Origin of the sequence: Herpetosiphon llansteffanensis (assembly GCF_003205875.1) — a bacterium.
GTDB classification, from domain to species: domain Bacteria; phylum Chloroflexota; class Chloroflexia; order Chloroflexales; family Herpetosiphonaceae; genus Herpetosiphon; species Herpetosiphon llansteffanensis.
This window is the reverse complement of record NZ_PUBZ01000076.1, coordinates 19,021-36,591: the sequence shown is the minus strand read 5'-3', so window position 1 is coordinate 36,591 and position 17,571 is coordinate 19,021. Positions and strand designations below refer to the sequence as shown.

Below are 17,571 nucleotides of genomic sequence, written 5' to 3'. Positions count from 1 at the left end.
TTATAGTGCTTGAAAATGGCCAACCAAGGCGGCGTAGGTATCATCCATGGCTTCGGGGATCAGCTTCACGCCGCCAATTAATGGCATAAAGTTGGTATCACCGTTCCAGCGTGGCACAATGTGCATATGCAAATGTTCGTCAATACCTGCGCCTGCCGGTCGGCCCAAATTCATGCCCAAATTGTAGCCATGCGGATTCATCACCGTGCTCAAAATTGTGGCTGAGCGCTGCGTCAAATGCATAATTTCGGCGGCAGTTGCAGCTGGTAGGTTGGCAAAATCGTTGGTATGGGCGTAGGGCACAATCATCAAATGGCCAGGATTATAAGGATACAAATTCATCAGCACATAGCTAAATTGGCCCCGATAGAGCACATGATTTTCAGCATCATTTGATTCTTCATGCTTTACGCACAACACGCAGCGCGAATCTTTGGGCGTTTCGCCTTTGACAAACTGCCCACGCCATGGTGTCCATTTGATCTCCATTGCAACCTCCAAAAGCAAAGAACTGCTGCCATTGTAGCCGAGAATTGCTGCTTAAACGCCAACCGATCGTCGTTATGACGATCGGTTGGGCATGCGTGAATCAATGTTCTATTGCGTTTTGACCATAGGAACAAAGAGTTTATGGGCGAGGTCGCGAACTTGCACGGTAATAGGATTGCGCGCGTGGGCGCTGCCCCATGCCCAGCCACCACCATCAACTGGGACTTCGCCCGTTGCCCCAGCATCGATTTCGATCGTTCCAGGTGCAACGGCGCGTAAACCAATCGTGCGGCATTGGGTTGGATGCTGATTGTATTTACACGGCATGATCATTGGCGGGTCGAATTGCACGGTGCCGGTTGGGCTGAGCGTGATGCCGGTATAGGGCACGCCAATATTGACATACTGAATCGTCAGGCTAAAGGCTTCGCCAACATTAACCAGCGCTGGCGCACTCAGAATTAACTCTTTAACAATTGGCGTAACCGTCGGGCTACCGCTAGCAGTCGTTGGGATTGGCGTTCCAGGACATGGGCTCGCATTGACTGCTAAATTGGTTGGACATGGCGTAACCACGGTGGTTGGCGTTGGCGTAAACGTTGGCGTTGGCGTACAAGGCGCTTGCGTCACTTGGGGCGCTTGTTGCATTGGCAGCGTCGTTGGCGTATAGCATGGATACGCTGGAAACGTTGGCGTTGCCGTACGCGTTCCGGTTGGCGTTGGCGTAAACGTCGGCGTAACACATGGGTTACTTGGGGTTGGCGTTTGGGTCAACTGCGGTGCTTGGCGTTGCCCCAAATTTGGCGTTGGCGTAACACAGGGAACACTCGCTGTTGGCGTTGGCGTACAAGGCGCTTGCGTCACTTGGGGCGCTTGTTGCATTGGCAGCGTCGTTGGCGTATAGCATGGATACGCTGGGAACGTTGGCGTTGGCGTACGCGTTCCGGTTGGCGTTGGCGTAAACGTTGGCGTAACACATGGGTTACTTGGGGTTGGCGTTTGGGTCAACTGCGGTGCTTGGCGTTGCCCCAGATTTGGCGTTGGCGTAAACGTCGGCGTACCGCTTGGCGTAATACATGGATTACTTGGGGTAAAGGTTGGCGTAGCATTCGGGTCAATAATTGTGACCGCGAGTGGCGCGCGGGCCGAACCCCAGCCCCAATACCAGCCATGATTATATGATTCGCCAGTAGCAGTTGCATTAATCACCAATGTACCAACATTGGTAGCACGAATGGTGATGCTGCTACAACCAGTTGGGTGCTGGTTATACTTACAGGGCATGGTCAAGGCTGGATCAAACTGCGCCAAATTAGCATTGTTGAAACCGATGCTGGCGTAGGGCATGCCAAGATTGATATACTGAATCGATAGGGTAAAGACTTGGCCAACCACCACTTGGCTTGGGCCACTCAAGATCAGTTCAGGTTGGACGAAACAGGGATCGGCGGTTGCGGTGATTGTTGGCGTGCCGCTAGGCGGAAGCGTAGGGGTTAAATTAGGAACCCGCGCTTGGCTATTCTCGCCCCGTGGAAAACAGCTAGGGGTAGCTGTTGCAGTATGAGTAACCGTCACGGACGGTACTATAGTACTACCTGATGGGGTTTGAGTTAATAAGACCTTGGCGCTTGTTAATGCAGGTTGTTTGGCCACAGCAAAGCCAAATAACACTGCACACAAACTCATTAACAGGGCCAGCCGCCTGTTGTTCATAAGAGTCCTCCTCAATTCGGAAAATTGGTCTAGGCTTTTAGTATTGCCGATGAGAACTACACCCGCTATAGGACAAATGGCCCAAAAATTGCACTATCTAGCAATATAGATATTAAAAATCCATTAAACGACCCTGAAACTTAGCTCATTAAATCGCAACCGATCGCCATAACGACGATCGGTTGCGCAGCCTTCAATCAGCGTGCTATTGGGTTTTGACGATCGGGATAAAGACTTTTTGGTCGAGAACCAGCGCTTGCACGGTGATCGGATTGCGCGCCTGCGCACTACCCCAATACCAGCCAACGCCAGGAACGAAGACCTCGCCCGTCGCGCCAGCATTAATTTCGATTGTGCCAGGCGCAATGGCGCGTAAGCCAATCGTTTGGCATTGGGTTGGATGCTCATTGAATTTACACGGCATCGTCAATGGCGGATCGAATTGCACCGTTCCAGTTGGACTGAGCGTGATCCCGGTATAAGGCGCACCAATATTGACATACTGAATTGTTAGGCTGAATGGCTCGCCAACATTAACCAGCATTGGCGCACTCAGAATTAACTCCTTAACAATTGGCGTAACCGTTGGGCTAGCACTCACTGGTGTTGGCACAGGCGTACATGGTGGTTGAGTTATTTGGGGTACGCGGCCTTGGTGATTGTCGCCTGGAGTGCTATCGCAAACATAGCCATTTACCGTTGGCGTTGGGGTAAACGTTGGCGTTGCAAGACATGGTGTTGGTGTTTGGGTCAACTGTGGTGCTTGGCGGCCAGCAGGTGTTGGCGTTGCAGTATACGCTGTGGGTACTGTTGTCTGTACTATACACGTTGCGGTTGGTGTTGGCGTAGCATTTGGATCGACAATATTAATGGTCAAAGGAGTTTTGGCACTTGCCGTACTCCAGAACCAGCCATTATTAAACGATTCGCCTCTTGCTTGCGCATCGATTACCAAAACACCAGCACTGGTAGCACGCAAGGTAATGCTCTGACAGCGGGTTGGATGTTGATCGTATTTACATGGCATGGTTAATGGTGGATCGAAGCGGGCTAGATAATCATCGTTCAAGCGAATCGTTGTATGTTGCATGCCAATATTTTCATAGGCAATCGATAAGGTGAACAATTGCCCAACTTGAACTTGGCTAGGTCCACTAAGAACCAGAGCCGGATGTACATAACAAGGATGGTAATTTGGCGTGGGTACTGTCGTTCGTGTTGGACTCACATTCGGAGCATGAGCCTCAGTTTCACTATTAAGCGGATAGTAGGTTGGGCATGGGGTAGCCGTTGCAGTAGGAGTAACCATCAATGATGGTACTATAGTACTACCTGATGGGGTTTGGGTTAATAGGACTTTAGCGCTTGTTAATACAGGTTGTTTGGCCACAGCAAAGCCAAATAATACTGCACACAAACTCATTAACAGGGCCAGCCGCCTGTTGTTCATAGAGGTCCTCCTCAATTGGCTAGTAGGTCTAGACTTTTAGTATTGCCGATGAGAACTACACCCGCTATAGGACAAATGGCCCAAAAAAACAATCTATCTAGACAGTTAAATGTTAATCTTCCCCTTAAAGAACCCAACCTGAAATCCTAAGCTACAGAGCATCAAAGCGCCAATTGGCTATGATACAATAGACTCTGTGATGAATCGAACAGATGCGGCGCTCCAACTGAGCTGGCAAGCACTTGCCAAAACCTACAGCACCCGCCCGGTCTACGACCAGTTGGCGGGCGAATTGCATCGGGGCGAAGTTTTGGCCGTGCGTGGCCCGAATGGCGCGGGCAAATCGACCTTTTTGCGCCTGTTATGTGGCCTCGAACGCCCAAGTGCTGGCACAATTTCGTATCAATGGCAAGGCCAAACCTATAGCCCAAACACCATGCGGCCATGGATTGGCTTTGTTGGGCCGGATGTGGCCTTGTACCGTGAATTGAGTGCGCTGGAACATTTGCAATTTCTGGCCAAAGCCCGTGGTTTGGCTGCCGACGAAGCCTATTGGCGCGAGCTATTGGCCCATGTTGGGTTGGCTGGGCGCGAGCTTGAGCGGGTGGCGCATTTTTCATCGGGCATGGCGCTACGCTTGAAATATGCAATTGCCCTGTTAGCCAAGCCGCCAGTGTTACTGCTCGATGAGCCAACCGCCATGTTCGATGAGCATGGTCGCCAATTTGTGGCCCAACTGGTTGCGCAACAGCGCCAGCATGGCCTTACCGTTTTGGCCACCAACGATGAGCGCGATGCAGTATGGGCTGATCTTGTTTTGACTGTAGGAGCAGCCGCCCGTGGCTAAACCAGCATTTTGGCAGGCTGCATGGGCCGTTGCCTACAAAGATTTACAAATCGAGCTGCGCACCCGTTATGCGCTCAATGCAATGGCGTTGTTTGCAGTAACAACCGCCGTGATGGTCAGCTTTCGTTTAGGGCCGTTGGGCCTGAGCCGCGACCCGCGCTCGGCAGCAACCTTGGCAGTGCTCTTGTGGATTGCGATCTTTTTTGCGGCGATGAATGGCTTATCACGGACATTTGTGCGTGAGGAAGAGGCTCATACCGCAACCTTATTGCGCTTGAATGTGCCAGCGCTGGCAGTCTATTTGGGCAAATTAGTGGTCAATTTATTGATTTTGGCCTTGCTCGAAACGCTCGTCACGCTGCTCTTTCTTGGCTTGTTGAATGTCACGATTGCCAAAGTTGGCTTGTTTCTGGCCACGCTCAGTTTGGGCGGCTTGGCCCTCGCTGGGGCAACGACGATTTTGGCAACCTTGGTAGCCAAAGCTGATGGTAAAGGCTCGTTGTTTACGATTTTGGCCTTTCCCTTAGTACTACCACTTTTGATTATTGCGGTTGAAACAACCGAATTAGCGCTCAGCGGCGGCACATGGGCCTCTGCTGGCAGCGGCTTACAATTGCTTGCGGCCTATACCATTGCTGAACATGTGGCTGCACTTTGGCTTTTTGAACGAGTTTGGGAAGCATAAACGCTCTCATGGTGGGAACAATTAAGCATGCTTGCGACAACCTTTAAGTGGTTTACTGGAATTTGGCTGGGAATGGTCGCCGTGGCCATGTTTTTGTGGGTGCCGGCTCACGAGGGCTTGGGCAACGTTGGACGAATTGTGATTATGCACGTGCCAACGGGCTGGCTGACCAGCGTCGCCTTTTTGTTTTCGGCAATTTATAGCTGGCGCTACTTGCGCCATGGCCGTGCTCGCGACGATGCCTTGGCCTTGGCTGCGGCAGAATTGGGCTTGATTTTCAGTGTTTTAGCAACCGTTACGGGAGCGATTTTTGCCAAAGTTGTGTGGGGAACCTACTGGAATTGGGACCCACGCGAAACCGCAATTGCCGCTTTGATGCTCATTTACGCTGCCTATTTTGCCTTGCGAACGTCGATTGAAGATCGTCAACGCCAACGCTACCTTGGTTCGATCTATGCCCTGCTGGCCTTTGTGGCCGTTCCATTTTTGATCTTTGTGATTCCACGGGTCACTGATGATACGCTGCACCCAAACTGTGCGATTTTGAATACGCCCAACTGTCAAGGCATTGAATTGACCGAAAATGGGCGAATTATCGGCACGGTTGAGGATTTCAAAGTTGAATTGTTGGGCATCGAGCAACAAGCTGATCTGACGGTTGCCACGGTCAGTATTTTATCGAATGGCACAAATTACACCCTGAAACCGTCTTTTAATCGGGCTAGCAACAAGCCCGAAACGATTGAGCGCTTGCCTGAAACCCTGCGCGATGTGCAAATCAAACGCTTGGTAGGCGAGCCGGGCAACCAAATGGTTGAAATTGCAATTGCCAACACAGGCAATATTGGCCTGCTGACCGAGCAACGCACCTTGCTAACCTTCTTTGCCAGCTTATTTGGCTTTACGCTGCTGTTTTTCTGGCTCTGGTGGTTACGCGCCGATGTGCTCGACATCAATGAACAATTACTACAACAAGGAATTACGATATGAACGGATTAACCGACCCAGGCGTAGCCATGTATGTGGCGGCGGCAGTGACCTTGGTGGTTTGGCTGGGCATTTTTGCCTATTTGCTGAAAATTGACCGCCAAGCCAAAGCCTTGCGCCAAGCCTTGCAAGAACATCAAGCCAACCCAAGCACCGAAGCAACCAACACGCCGATTCGGCCAGAACGGGTCAACCCCGAACGAAAGGAAACCAGCAATGTCTGAAGCAACAACTCCTCGTTTTCGGCTTAAACCGTTGCATATGGTCGGAATCGCGCTGCTAGTCTTGGCTGGCTGGTTGGGCTTTACCTCGATGGGCGATTCGCTTACGCCCTATGTCAACGTGAGCGAAGCCAAAGCCAGCGGACGCAACGTCCAAGTGATGGGCTACCCCCAAAACCAAGGCACAGTTGAAGCGGGCGCATTCCGCTTTACCATGCGTGATGAAATGGGACAGCCAATTGAAGTGCTGTATCGCCAGCCCAAGCCAGGCAACTTTGATCAAGCGATTAGTGTGGTGGCGATTGGCGCATTCGATGAAAGCCAAGGCATTTTTGTCGCCGACGATTTGTTGGTCAAATGCCCATCGAAGTATCAAGAAGATACCCAAGCTGCCAAGTAGCTCGGATGGCTTGCGCCTGTTTGGGTCAAGCCAGCAAATCAAATCCTGAGGATTGTCCATGAATTTGTTTATGTTTGGCACATTGTTGCTGGTGGTGGCTTTAGTTGCCACGTTTACTGCAACCACATCCTATATGTTGCTCATTGCAGGCCAGCGCACCGCCTTGAGTTGGGGGCGTTGGGGCGTGCGAATTGCCGCCGTTGCGATCGTTGTGGCAGCGCTGTTGCTTTTGGCGTTGTTCTATTTTGGGCGCTATGAGTTTGATTATGTTTATAACTACTCATCGAACGATTTAGAACTGCGCTACAAACTTTCGGCGCTGTGGGCTGGGCAACAAGGCTCATTTATGATTTGGGCTTTGGTTGGCTTATTGGCAGCGCCATTGCTGCTGCGGCGTTCGCGCGAGTTTGAGCCGTTTGTGCTGATGCCCTTGATGGCAGTGCAGGTGGCGATTATCAGCTTTATGCTGATCAACAATCCATTTGCTCTGCGCTTCGATGTTGCCAAACAAATCATCTATGCAGAAGATGGGCGCGGCTTGAACGAGCTGCTGCACAACCCATGGATGGTGATTCACCCGCCAATTTTGTTCTTGGGCTATGGTTTGTTGGCAATTCCGTTTGCCTATGCCATCGCTGGGCTGTGGCGGCGCGATTACGATGCGTGGGTCAAAGCTGCCTTGCCATGGACAATTACTGCCTGGGTTGTGCTGACCACTGCATTAACTCTCGGCGGCTATTGGGCCTATGAAACGCTTGGTTGGGGTGGTTATTGGGCTTGGGACCCAGTGGAAAACTCATCGCTCTTGCCATGGCTGACCGTAACGGCATTGCTGCACGGCATGTTGGTGCAACGCGCCCATGGTGGCTTGCGCCGCGCCAACATCAGCCTTGCAATTGCCACCTATGGCTTGGTGATGTATGCCTCGTTCCTGACGCGTTCGGGAATTTTGGGCGATTTCTCGGTGCACTCATTTACCGAGGATGGCCTTGGCACCACAATGGCGGTAGTGTTGATTTTGGGCTTAGCTATTTCGCTGGGCATCTTCTTCCGACGCTGGCGCGACATCCCAATCAACAAGCTCTCAGAAAATCTGTTTTCGCGCGATAGCTTGTTTGTGCTTGGCATGTTCTGTTTTGTGATTATCACGCTGATTGTGGGCATTGGCACCTCGATGCCGCTGTTTTCACAAACGCCCGTCTTGCGCGATGGCCTACGCACGACCTTTGCCAAAGCCTTTGATATTGCCGCTAGCCAAGATGGCCGCTTTAGCTTGCAACCAAGCTTCTTCCGCACGGTCACGCCGCCGTTTGGCCTGGTCGTGATTGGCTTGATGACGTTGGCTCCGTTGCTTGGCTGGCGCGGTGGCAACACACGCAAGTTTATCTATGCCCTGCGCATGCCAGCCATTTTCGCCGTAGTTGCGACGGTGGTTGGCTTGCTGCTCGGTGTGCGCAAACCGCTGTCGCTGGCCTACCTTGGGTTTGGAAGTTTAGGCTTGGGTGTGAATATTTTGATGATCGTGCGCACAGTGCGCGGCGGCTGGATGCGCATCGGCGGCTATGCGGCACATATTGGCGCTGCTCTGCTGGTGATTGGCTTTGTCGGCTCGTCGGCCTACAGTTCGCCCGACATCAACATGACCATTCCCTTGAACACCACCCAAACCGCGTTTGGCCATAAAATCACCTTCGAAGGCTATGCCACCCGCACCAACAACCAAGGAGCTGAAAAAGGCGTGATTGATTTGGCGGTGCAACGCGAGAATGGCGCAGTGCAAGATGCAGCACCGCAGCTGTATCTCAACCCACGCGATGGCCAATGGATCAGCAATCCGGCAATTATTCGCGAATGGTGGGGCGATTTGTATATCTCGCCAGGTAAATATTTGGCCGAGAGCAACCCCAATTTACTGACCTTGGCTCAAGGCCAAAAAGGCAGCGTTGGCCCGTATACTTTTGTGTTTCAAAACTTCGATTATAGCCTGCCCGAAGGCCACACTGGCGCTGAAACCAACACCGATGAAATTACGATCAAAGCGCGTTTGACCTTCTACGATAAAGCTGGCAACGCCACCACAATCGAGCCAGGTTTGCGGGCGATTGCTGAGGTTGGCAACCAACCAGAGCCATATACCTTGGCCGATGGCAATCAAGTGCTGATTTCAGCGCTGAGCTTGGAAAATCGCCAAGTACAATTGCAAATCGTTGGCCTCAATTTGCCAATCTTACCAGAACGGGCTGATATTTTTGTCAGCACCAAACCGGCGGTTGGCTTGGTTTGGGTTGGCACAGTTGTGATGACGCTTGGTGGCTCATTGGCTGCCACGCGCCGCTTTATCGAACATGCCGCCAAAAAGCGCGCCCAAGCAAGCGTGCCTGAGGCCGCAACCCAAGCCGCTTAATTGTAGTAAACGCTGCGGATGTAGGCGCTGCTTGCATCCGCAGCGAGTGAGTTTAAAAGCATGTCGGAACAACCCGATGAATTAGATTATCGTCCGCTGCCACCTCGGCGCGGCAATGCACCGATTAAACCAATTGATGTTGAGCGTGCAGTCCGTTGGCGCTGGCTGAATGGTTGGCTGGTTTTGGTTGTCACAACTGTGCTGGTACTGGTTGGTACTGGCGGGTTGATTTGGGTTAATACGCGCCCCCCAGCTGAGAGAACGCCGCAAGAAATGCCGCTGTTTGCTTCGGCAATTCTGAGCGAAATTAGCGATCCCAACGTGCGCGACCAACTCTTGGCGCTTGATGCCAGCACATCACAGGCCCAAAGCGTCATCAACCAAAACCCGCGTGATCCCAATGGCTGGATTATGCTTGGCCATGCCCATTATGATTTTATTCAGATGATTTATGAGCATGCGCCCAACGGCCAAGCCTACGTGCAAAACCTCAGCCGTTGGATTCAAGCCAGTGATGCCTATTCGCAAGCCTTGGCCTTGGATAACTTCCAGCCGTTAGTCCGTTCGGATCGGGCGGTAGCCTTGGCGCGTTATGGCATTGGCTTTGGCAACCCATTTTATAGCGAACAAGCGCTGGCCGAGGCTGAAACCGCCTTGGCTCAAGATGATCAGACCTTGCTGGTGTTGCTGAATGTCGGGCGAGTGTATGCCCTGCTGCCAGAGCCACGCATGAATGATGCCGAGCGTTTATGGCGCAAAGTGATTGAACTTGGCCCCAATAGCATCCAGGCTCAACTAGCCCAGAGCCTGCTTGATGGAGCCAAGCCCTAGGAGCAATTATGACCAGCGAACCAGAAACAAGCGTCAAGCAAGGCCTTTCGCGCAAAGAATGGCTTTGGCTTGGCGCAGGGATTGTTGTCGCGATTATCGTTATTGCGACGGTGGCAATCTTAACGAGTGGCAATAGTAATAAACCGCAAACCGTGGTGGGCATTGACCGCCCAGTGCCTGCTATGGTGCTCAAAACGGTTGATGGCGGCAGCTTTAACCCAACCGAATACCGTGGCAAGCCCTTAATTATTAATTTTTGGGCCTCGTGGTGCGAGCCATGCAAGGAAGAAATGCCAGCTTTAGTGCGCACAGCCGAGCGCTATGGTGATAAAATCGCCGTCGTCGGCATCAACCTGACCGATCAAGATAAGGATCAGGAAATTCGGCGCTTTATTCAACGTTATGCTGTAACCTACCCGATTGCGCTCGATAACGAGCGGGTTGCCCAACAAGCATTTGGAATTTTTAATATTCCAGTGACTTTTTTTATTGATTCTGAAGGGATTATTCGGTATACTCGGATTAATGCGATTACCGAGACTGAGATGGATCATGTATTATCAGAATTATTGCCCTAAAAAATCGGGTTAGTGTTTTTTTGGAGAGGATCTCTCACGTATGGAACAACCATTAATTTTAGTTGTAGATGATGAACCCGATGTAGCCCAGTTGCTCTCGTTGCAATTAACCATGGAAAAATATCGGGTTCAAATTGCCTACGACGGGCCAACTGCCATCGAGTATGTCCGCTCGCTCACACCCGATTTAATCATTTTGGATGTGATGTTGCCAGCCATGGACGGCTACGAAACCTGTCGACGGATTCGTGAGTTCAGCAATGTGCCAATTCTGATGCTCACGGCCAACATTCAAGACCAACAAATCGTTTCGGGCTTGGATAGCGGTGCCGATGATTATATGACCAAGCCGTATAGCCCAAGCCAACTGCTGGCCCGCGTGCGCGCCTTGTTGCGCCGAATTCCACCGCAACGGCCAATTATCACCGCTGGCGAAGGCTTGATGGTGCTCGATCGTCAACGCCGCGAGTTGAAAGTCAAAGATAAAGTGATCGATCTCACGCCAACCGAATATCAGTTGTTGATTTTGCTGGCTGATAGCGTTGGCCAAGTTGTGCCCCACGAAAAATTGCTTGGCTCGATTTGGGGCAGTGGCAAAGAATCAGATCACGATTCGCTGAAAGTGTATATCTGGCATTTACGGCGCAAATTAGAAGACAACCCCCGTCAGCCGAAAATTCTGCTGACCGAATGGGGTGTTGGCTACCGACTCGCCGAATAAACCAGGTTTGCTTGTGGCTTGAGGAATAAGCGGCACGATCAACGACGATCGCGCCGCTTTGGCATTTTAGCGGCTCCTGCTCGACCGAACGCAGCAAGTAGGCGTGCTCCTCAAGACTGATAGCCAAAACTTAAAGCAATGGTATCATGGGGAAAACCTTGAGGAGCATCCGCTAATGTCTGTCTTAATTGCAAATGATCTCGGCAAATGGTTTGGAGCCGATCAAATATTTCAAGCTATTTCGTTCCAAGTGGCCCGTGGCGATAAAATTGCCTTAGTTGGGGTTAACGGAGCTGGTAAATCGACGTTGATGAAAATTATTGCTGGCATCGATAGCGCCAGCGAAGGTGCCTTGCATCGCTCACGCGGTTTGCGCGTCACCTATCAAGCCCAAGAAGCGACGTTTGCCCCCAATTCGACCTTGGAGCGCGAAGCGCACGCCGCTTTTGCCGCCCTGAGCAGCATCGAAGATGAAATGCGCCAGCTCGAAGTAACCATCGCCAATCCCGATGATCCGCAGTGGGAGCAGGCAATGGAGCGTTATGGCGAGTTGCAACATCGCTATGAGCATGCTGGCGGCTACGAAAAAGAACATCGCATCACCCGCACCATTCAAGGGCTTGGCTTTACTGATGCCCAGTGGACGCAGCCAATCGCTCAGTTTAGCGGTGGCCAACGTACCCGCGCTGCGCTGGCAGTGGCGTTGCTCGGCGATCCCGATATTCTCTTGCTCGATGAACCAACCAACCACCTCGATATGGCGGCCTTGGAATGGCTCGAAAGCTTTTTGCGCGAATGGGATGGCACATTAATCGTTATTTCCCACGACCGCTACTTCCTCGACCGCGTTTCAAACCGCACATGGGAAATGGAATGGGGCCGCTTGCAAGATTACGCCGCCTCATATTCAAAATATCAAACAATTAAAGCTGAACGCATGGAACGGTTGGCCAAAGAATTTGAAGCCCAACAGCAGATGATCGCCAAAACCGAAGAGTTTATTCGGCGCTTCAAGGCTGGGGTGCGCGCGCGCGAAGCCAAAGGCCGCGAACGTCGGCTCAACCGCTTCAAAGAAGGCTGGAATAGCATTCACGGCCATGTCAAGGCAATAGAAGGCCCGCAACGTCGCAAAGAGTTGAAATTTGCTTTGCAGACCAATCTTCGTTCTGGTGATGTGGTGCTGGCTTTAGAGCAACTTGGCGTTGGCTACACCGAGAACGGCCAAAACACCACTCTATTGCAATTTGATGAATTGTATGTGATGCGTGGCGAACGGGTGGCGTTGCTTGGGCCAAATGGCAGCGGCAAATCAACCTTGCTCAAAACCGTGGTTGATCAACTTAAGCCGCTCGCTGGCAGCTTTGAGGTTGGGGCCAATGTGCAACTTGGCTACTATGCTCAAGGCCACGAAGGGCTTGATTTCAAAAATACGATTTTAGATGAAGTGCTGCGCCATAACCCGCAAATGGGCGAAACCCGCGCGCGCACAATGCTCGGCAACTTCTTGTTTACCAGCGACGATGTGTTCAAGCAAATTCGCGATCTTTCTGGGGGCGAGCGTTCGCGCGTCGCGTTATCGCAGTTGATGCTCAACGGCGGCAACTTTTTGATGCTCGACGAACCAACCAACCACTTGGATATTCAGGCCCGCGAAGCACTTGAAGGTGTACTTAATGATTTTAATGGTACATTACTCTTTGTCTCGCACGACCGCTATTTTATTGATGCGGTTGCTGATACCTTGTGGTTGGTGAATGATGATGGTAGCATTACCCGCTTCCCGGGCAATTATTCGGCCTTAGCAGCCCAGCGTGAAAACGAACGCCGCGCTGCTGAAGCCGCCGCCATCGAGGCCAAACGCGCCGCCGAGCGCCAAACCAAGGCCAACAAAGCTAATCCCACGCCAGTGCCAGCCAGCGCCAAACGCCAACTGCAAAATCTTGAGCGTGAAATTGCCACATTGGAGCAACGCAAAGCTGCGCTTGATGCAGAAATTATGCAGGCCTCAACCAAGCAAGATACACGCAAAATTGGCGAGCTTGGTAGCCAATACGCCGCGCTCGAAAAGCAACTCTGCGATTTGTATGCCCGCTGGGAGCAATTGGCCGAGGAAGTCGGAGCCTAAGTAAATTATGAAGGATGAATTATGAGGGATGAAGGCTAAATCAAAAGGCAGAAGGCAGAAATCAAAAGCACGAAGGTTTTAACGCAGAGGCGCAGAGAGTTATGGCTATAGGATGAAGGCTATCGGCTAGCGGAGATTGTTTGAAAATACCAACAATTGTTCCGCTAGCTTAGTGCCACAAGCCTAGTGCCTTAGTGCTCTTCGTGTCCTTCGTGGTTAAAAACTTCATAATTCATAATTCATAATTCATCCTTTATTAAGGGCTTGTATGTATCGAATTGGATTAACTGGCAATATTGCATGTGGCAAAAGCACGGTTGTGGCGATGCTGCAAGAATTAGGCGCAGCGGTTTGTGATGCTGATGCAGTGGTGCATCAAGTACAAGCGCCTGACGGTAGCGCCTATCTGCCAATCGTTGAAGCCTTTGGTCTAGCAATTGTGCAAAACCAAACGTTGGGCCAGCCAATTAATCGCCAAGCCCTTGGCCAAATCGTATTTGCCGATCAAGCCCAATTGCGGCGGTTGGAAGCCTTGGTGCATCCAGCAGTGCGCCAATACATTCTGGCTTGGCTGGAAACCCAACAGCAATTGCAAACCAAAGTCGTCGTGATCGATGCAATTAAACTGATCGAAAGTGGCTATCCGGCCATGTGTGATGCAGTTTGGGTGGTGAGCGCCGACCCAGCTATCCAATTGGCCCGCTTGATCGAACACCGTGGAATGTGCGAAGCCGAAGCCTTGCTACGGATTAATGCTCAAAATAGTCAGGCCGATAAAATCGCCCATGCTGATGTTGTAATTGATAATAGCGGTTCGCTCGCGGATACACGCCGCCAAGTTGAACAAGCATTTTTGGCGATTCAACGCCATGATTAACCATAGTAAGGAGCCAGTTATGCGTGTTCTTGATGCCCCAACCAATCAAGCACGACCCACCCCACAACCCCGATTAACCCCAGCCATGAGTTTTGGCTTGGCAACGCTTGGCGTATTAATTGGGGTTGGCTGGCTCTGGATTGCCCCACACTGGCTGGCATTATTGATTACGCTTGGCTCATTGAGCTTATTGCTGGGCCAAGCCTGGACGAGCATTCAACGCACCGAACGCGAACGCATGGTATTGGCTCAAGCGCATAGCGCCCTCGACAGCGAATATAACAGCATCCAAGCTGATTATGCCACGCTCGAACGGGCCTACGAAGATTTGCAACAATCGCATCAACGCCTGCAACGCCGCATCGACGAACGCACCGCCGAGCGCGATCAATCGACCAATCAGTTGCAAACCCTGCTCGATGATACTCGTTCGTATGTGGCGCAATTGACCGCCTTGAACGAAGTTTCAGTTGCCTTGAATGCCACGCTTGATCGTGATGAAGTGCTGGCTTGTATTCTGCGCCAACTTGAACGGGTGGTTACCTTCGATAGCGCCTCGGTGCAACAACTCGAAGATGATGAGTTGCAGGTGATTGCTGCCCGTGGCATGAACAATGAAGTCTATGATTTGCGCATTTCAGTGCCCGAAAATGAACTAGCGCGGCGGGTGGTTGGCTCGCCTGGGCCAGTGGTGTTGGGCGATGTGCGCAAAGATCCTTCGTTTGTGATGCAACCTGGGCCAATTCGTTCATGGATTGGAGTTGCATTGCGCGTTGGCGAACGCACGGTTGGGATTCTGACGATCGATAGCCATCGCGAAAATGCCTACACCGCCGATGATGGCCACTTAGTTGCCAATTTTGCCAATCAAGCAGCTTTGGCCTTGCACAATTCGCATTTATTTGCGGCAGCAGAACGGCGCGCCACCGAAATGGCCTTGCTGTTGGAAATGACCCGTACGGTTGGCTCGACCTTGCACTTGCCCGAAGTGTTGTTACGCGCCGCCGCCGCGATTGGCGAGGCCTTGCATGCTGAAGATGTGTTGGTGTTGTTGCTTGATGAACAGGGCGAGCGCTTGACTCCCCAAGCAGGTGCAATGGGCGACCACAATTATCTGCGCATGCGCTGGGCCAACCCAACCTCGCTGAGCAACGAACCAACCTTGGCCAAAGTCATCAAGCAAGGCTGCGCACGCGTAATTCATGCGGTTTCGCCAACGATTCCCTACCAAACCTTGTTGGCCTTGCCATTGAGCATCAAGGAGCAAGTTTTAGGGGTTGTGTTGGTGGCAACGCCTGATCGTGATGCCCCGTTTGGGCCGCAGCAATTGGTTTTGGCCGAAGGCTTGGCTACCTCGGCGGCAATCGCGATTGAGCAAGCTCGTTTGTATGATCAAGCTCGCCGTGCAGCCCAAGCAGAAGAGCGCTCACGCTTAGCCCGTGAATTGCATGATTCGGTCACCCAAACATTGTTTAGCATGACCTTGACTGCTGAAGCTGCCCGCGCCCAAGTGGAGCGCAACCCAGTGCGGGCGGCCACCCAAATTGATCGCTTGAAAGCTGCGGCCCATCAATCGCTTGGCGAAATGCGTGAGTTGCTCTTGCAATTGCGGCCAACGCCGTTGCAAGAACATGGCATTATCAAATCGTTGCATGAACATATTGCTAGCTTGAATGCCCAAGATGTGGCAATTAATTTGGAGTGTGAGGGCGAGGATTCAGTGCTCAGCCCATCCCACGCTGCTGGCTTGTATCGCATTGCCCAAGAAGCGATTTCAAATGCGTTGCGCCATGCCCAAGCAACCAACGTGCGAGTCAGCTTTAGCTTTGCCAGCAAATCGACAACCTTAATGGTAAAAGATAATGGTTGTGGCTTTGACCCAGATTTATTGGAGCGCAGCGGACGACATTTGGGGCTAACCAGTATGTCGGAGCGCGCCGGAGAACTTGGTGGCACGCTCGATGTGGATAGTGTGGTTGGTGAAGGGACGTGCCTAACCGTGCATTTGCATGGCTAAATTGCCAATATCCTGTAGAGACTTTACAAGGGTAGGATTAAAGCCCCTCACCCCCCAGCCCCCTCTCCCACTGAACGCGAGCGAGGGGGAGCCACGATTGTTTGCCAACACATTGCGGTAAAACCACCGTTTAAAGCCCCTCTCCCGCGCCACGGGAGAGGGGTTGGGGTGAGGGGATCTTCAATATTACCAGCTTAGGCAGGCTTGCCACCCAAGAATTTTAGCCCGATAATACCTGCAACAATCATCACCAAACAGGCCAAGCGCAAAGGCTGGGCCGATTCGCCAAACAGCCAGATGCCCAAAATTGCCGTGCCCGCCGTGCCAATCCCAGTCCAGATTGCATAGGCGGTGCCTAAGGGCAGATCACGCAAGGCCATCCCCAACAGCGCCATGCTCCCCAGTAACATCACGCCAGTGGCAATGCTTGGGCCAAGTTTAGTTAGCCCTTCGCTATATTTCAAGCCAAGAGCCCAACCGATTTCTAAAACACCTGCCACGACTAAATAAAACCAAGCCATTGTGAAACTCCTAAAATTGGAATTAATCAAGCGCATGCAGCGTCGCATAGCCCAAATTAATCATCAGTTCAACGATATGCAATGATCCTAACAAATTTGGGAACAAAATGCTGACGAAAAACGTCATTGTGCCAAACCCCGAAGAGTGTGTTTCGTCAGTCCACATTGGAGGAATACGTTATGACAATGGACGAGCTTGATCATGCCATTTTAGAAGTCTTGCAAACCGATGCCCGCCTCCCCAATCGGGCAATTGCCAGCAAAGTTGGCAGCAGCGAGCCAACCGTGCGCCGCCGCATTGAGCGTTTGGTCGAAGACGGTTTGATTAAGATTGTGGCAGTTGCTTCGCCCTATGCCTTAGGCTATCAAGTGGTGGCAATCATCGGCATGCAAATCGATCGCGCCTATCAACGCCAGATTGAACAAGCGTTATGCAATTTGCCAAATGTGCATTTTGTGGGCCTAACGTTGGGCAGTTATGATGTTGTGTTAGAAGCATGGTTGCGCTCAACCGATGAGTTGTTAGACCTTTTGGCCGACCATATTGCGCCCTTGCCAGGTGTACAACGGGTTGAACCATGGCAAGTTTTGAAGCTCAGCAAATACAATTACGATTGGGGCAACCAGCCATCAATCACCAATTCTCACCATTGACGCAAGCTTAACTGACGCGTACAATGACCTAATACTGAATCACTAGCAATT

17 protein-coding genes are annotated in these 17,571 nt (G+C 51.7%); 13 read left to right on the top strand and 4 right to left on the bottom strand.

Annotation, left to right across the window (positions count from 1 at the left end; translation table 11 throughout):
* The 3 genes from C5S61_RS04675 to C5S61_RS04665 all read right to left on the bottom strand — a co-directional run bounded on the left by C5S61_RS04675 (position 1) and on the right by C5S61_RS04665 (position 3,292).
* A complete protein-coding gene (locus C5S61_RS04675; protein WP_110513929.1) occupies positions 1-489 on the bottom strand; it encodes an HIT family protein in 489 nt (162 codons plus the stop codon).
* Between the two features lie 108 nt (positions 490-597).
* Positions 598-2,202: a hypothetical protein gene (locus tag C5S61_RS04670; RefSeq protein WP_110513928.1), complete on the bottom strand. Its 1,605-nt coding sequence runs from the start codon at positions 2,200-2,202 to the stop codon at positions 598-600.
* A 205-nt stretch (positions 2,203-2,407) separates the two neighbouring features.
* On the bottom strand, positions 2,408-3,292 hold the full coding sequence (locus C5S61_RS04665) for a hypothetical protein (RefSeq protein ID WP_124033381.1): 885 nt from the start codon (positions 3,290-3,292) through the stop codon (positions 2,408-2,410).
* Positions 3,293-3,851: 559 nt separating this feature from the next.
* On the opposite strand from C5S61_RS04665, the gene C5S61_RS04660 reads away from it, so the two are divergent.
* The 12 genes from C5S61_RS04660 (at position 3,852) to C5S61_RS04605 (ending at position 16,345) form a co-directional block, all read left to right on the top strand.
* Positions 3,852-4,499, top strand: a complete 648-nt coding sequence (locus C5S61_RS04660) for an ABC transporter ATP-binding protein (protein ID WP_110513926.1) — start codon at positions 3,852-3,854, stop codon at positions 4,497-4,499.
* Positions 4,492-5,184, top strand: coding sequence for a heme exporter protein CcmB (locus C5S61_RS04655; protein WP_110513925.1), 693 nt, complete (start codon positions 4,492-4,494; stop codon positions 5,182-5,184). The genes C5S61_RS04660 and C5S61_RS04655 overlap by 8 nt, the downstream gene beginning before the upstream one ends.
* Before the next feature lie 27 nt (positions 5,185-5,211).
* A complete protein-coding gene (gene ccsA / locus C5S61_RS04650) occupies positions 5,212-6,174 on the top strand; it encodes a cytochrome c biogenesis protein CcsA (RefSeq protein WP_110513924.1) in 963 nt (320 codons plus the stop codon).
* The gene (locus tag C5S61_RS04645; RefSeq protein ID WP_110513923.1) at positions 6,171-6,395 is read left to right on the top strand and encodes a CcmD family protein; all 225 of its coding nucleotides are present in this window, start codon (positions 6,171-6,173) and stop codon (positions 6,393-6,395) included. Before ccsA ends, C5S61_RS04645 begins: the two co-directional genes overlap by 4 nt.
* Positions 6,388-6,792 carry a cytochrome c maturation protein CcmE domain-containing protein gene (locus C5S61_RS04640; protein WP_110513922.1) on the top strand — a complete coding sequence of 135 codons (405 nt, stop codon included), beginning with the start codon at positions 6,388-6,390 and terminating at the stop codon, positions 6,790-6,792. Before C5S61_RS04645 ends, C5S61_RS04640 begins: the two co-directional genes overlap by 8 nt.
* 58 nt (positions 6,793-6,850) lie before the next feature.
* Positions 6,851-9,196, top strand: a complete 2,346-nt coding sequence (locus tag C5S61_RS04635; RefSeq protein WP_110513921.1) for a heme lyase CcmF/NrfE family subunit — start codon at positions 6,851-6,853, stop codon at positions 9,194-9,196.
* A gap of 60 nt (positions 9,197-9,256) precedes the next feature.
* Positions 9,257-10,027 (top strand): tetratricopeptide repeat protein, encoded by a 771-nt coding sequence (locus tag C5S61_RS04630; RefSeq protein ID WP_110513920.1) that lies wholly within the window; start codon positions 9,257-9,259, stop codon positions 10,025-10,027.
* An 8-nt stretch (positions 10,028-10,035) separates the two neighbouring features.
* Positions 10,036-10,605 (top strand): TlpA family protein disulfide reductase, encoded by a 570-nt coding sequence (locus C5S61_RS04625; RefSeq protein ID WP_110513919.1) that lies wholly within the window; start codon positions 10,036-10,038, stop codon positions 10,603-10,605.
* A 40-nt stretch (positions 10,606-10,645) separates the two neighbouring features.
* The gene (locus tag C5S61_RS04620; protein ID WP_054534225.1) at positions 10,646-11,326 is read left to right on the top strand and encodes a response regulator transcription factor; all 681 of its coding nucleotides are present in this window, start codon (positions 10,646-10,648) and stop codon (positions 11,324-11,326) included.
* 175 nt (positions 11,327-11,501) lie between these two features.
* Entirely contained in the window at positions 11,502-13,451 is a 1,950-nt protein-coding gene (gene abc-f, locus C5S61_RS04615; protein ID WP_110513918.1) for a ribosomal protection-like ABC-F family protein, read from the top strand.
* Positions 13,452-13,719: 268 nt separating this feature from the next.
* Entirely contained in the window at positions 13,720-14,328 is a 609-nt protein-coding gene (gene coaE, locus C5S61_RS04610) for a dephospho-CoA kinase (RefSeq protein ID WP_110513917.1), read from the top strand.
* Between the two features lie 19 nt (positions 14,329-14,347).
* On the top strand, positions 14,348-16,345 hold the full coding sequence (locus C5S61_RS04605; protein WP_164689229.1) for a sensor histidine kinase: 1,998 nt from the start codon (positions 14,348-14,350) through the stop codon (positions 16,343-16,345).
* 194 nt (positions 16,346-16,539) lie between these two features.
* Here the strand turns inward: C5S61_RS04605 and C5S61_RS04600 are convergent, their stop codons facing one another.
* Entirely contained in the window at positions 16,540-16,866 is a 327-nt protein-coding gene (locus C5S61_RS04600; RefSeq protein WP_110513915.1) for a DMT family transporter, read from the bottom strand.
* A 180-nt stretch (positions 16,867-17,046) separates the two neighbouring features.
* On the opposite strand from C5S61_RS04600, the gene C5S61_RS04595 reads away from it, so the two are divergent.
* The gene (locus C5S61_RS04595; protein ID WP_110513914.1) at positions 17,047-17,520 is read left to right on the top strand and encodes an Lrp/AsnC family transcriptional regulator; all 474 of its coding nucleotides are present in this window, start codon (positions 17,047-17,049) and stop codon (positions 17,518-17,520) included.
* Positions 17,521-17,571: the final 51 nt, after the last annotated feature.

Bases quoted from the DNA above. Each gene is read 5' to 3' on its own strand.
- C5S61_RS04675 (WP_110513929.1), bottom strand. From the start codon at position 489: ATGGAGATCAAATGGACACCATGGCGTGGGCAGTTTGTCAAAGGCGAA.
- C5S61_RS04670 (WP_110513928.1), bottom strand. From the start codon at position 2,202: ATGAACAACAGGCGGCTGGCCCTGTTAATGAGTTTGTGTGCAGTGTTA.
- C5S61_RS04665 (WP_124033381.1), bottom strand. From the start codon at position 3,292: ATGCAACATACAACGATTCGCTTGAACGATGATTATCTAGCCCGCTTC.
- C5S61_RS04660 (WP_110513926.1), top strand. From the start codon at position 3,852: ATGAATCGAACAGATGCGGCGCTCCAACTGAGCTGGCAAGCACTTGCC.
- ccsA (WP_110513924.1), top strand. From the start codon at position 5,212: ATGCTTGCGACAACCTTTAAGTGGTTTACTGGAATTTGGCTGGGAATG.
- C5S61_RS04645 (WP_110513923.1), top strand. From the start codon at position 6,171: ATGAACGGATTAACCGACCCAGGCGTAGCCATGTATGTGGCGGCGGCA.
- C5S61_RS04640 (WP_110513922.1), top strand. From the start codon at position 6,388: ATGTCTGAAGCAACAACTCCTCGTTTTCGGCTTAAACCGTTGCATATG.
- C5S61_RS04635 (WP_110513921.1), top strand. From the start codon at position 6,851: ATGAATTTGTTTATGTTTGGCACATTGTTGCTGGTGGTGGCTTTAGTT.
- C5S61_RS04630 (WP_110513920.1), top strand. From the start codon at position 9,257: ATGTCGGAACAACCCGATGAATTAGATTATCGTCCGCTGCCACCTCGG.
- C5S61_RS04625 (WP_110513919.1), top strand. From the start codon at position 10,036: ATGACCAGCGAACCAGAAACAAGCGTCAAGCAAGGCCTTTCGCGCAAA.
- C5S61_RS04620 (WP_054534225.1), top strand. From the start codon at position 10,646: ATGGAACAACCATTAATTTTAGTTGTAGATGATGAACCCGATGTAGCC.
- abc-f (WP_110513918.1), top strand. From the start codon at position 11,502: ATGTCTGTCTTAATTGCAAATGATCTCGGCAAATGGTTTGGAGCCGAT.
- coaE (WP_110513917.1), top strand. From the start codon at position 13,720: ATGTATCGAATTGGATTAACTGGCAATATTGCATGTGGCAAAAGCACG.
- C5S61_RS04605 (WP_164689229.1), top strand. From the start codon at position 14,348: ATGCGTGTTCTTGATGCCCCAACCAATCAAGCACGACCCACCCCACAA.
- C5S61_RS04600 (WP_110513915.1), bottom strand. From the start codon at position 16,866: ATGGCTTGGTTTTATTTAGTCGTGGCAGGTGTTTTAGAAATCGGTTGG.
- C5S61_RS04595 (WP_110513914.1), top strand. From the start codon at position 17,047: ATGACAATGGACGAGCTTGATCATGCCATTTTAGAAGTCTTGCAAACC.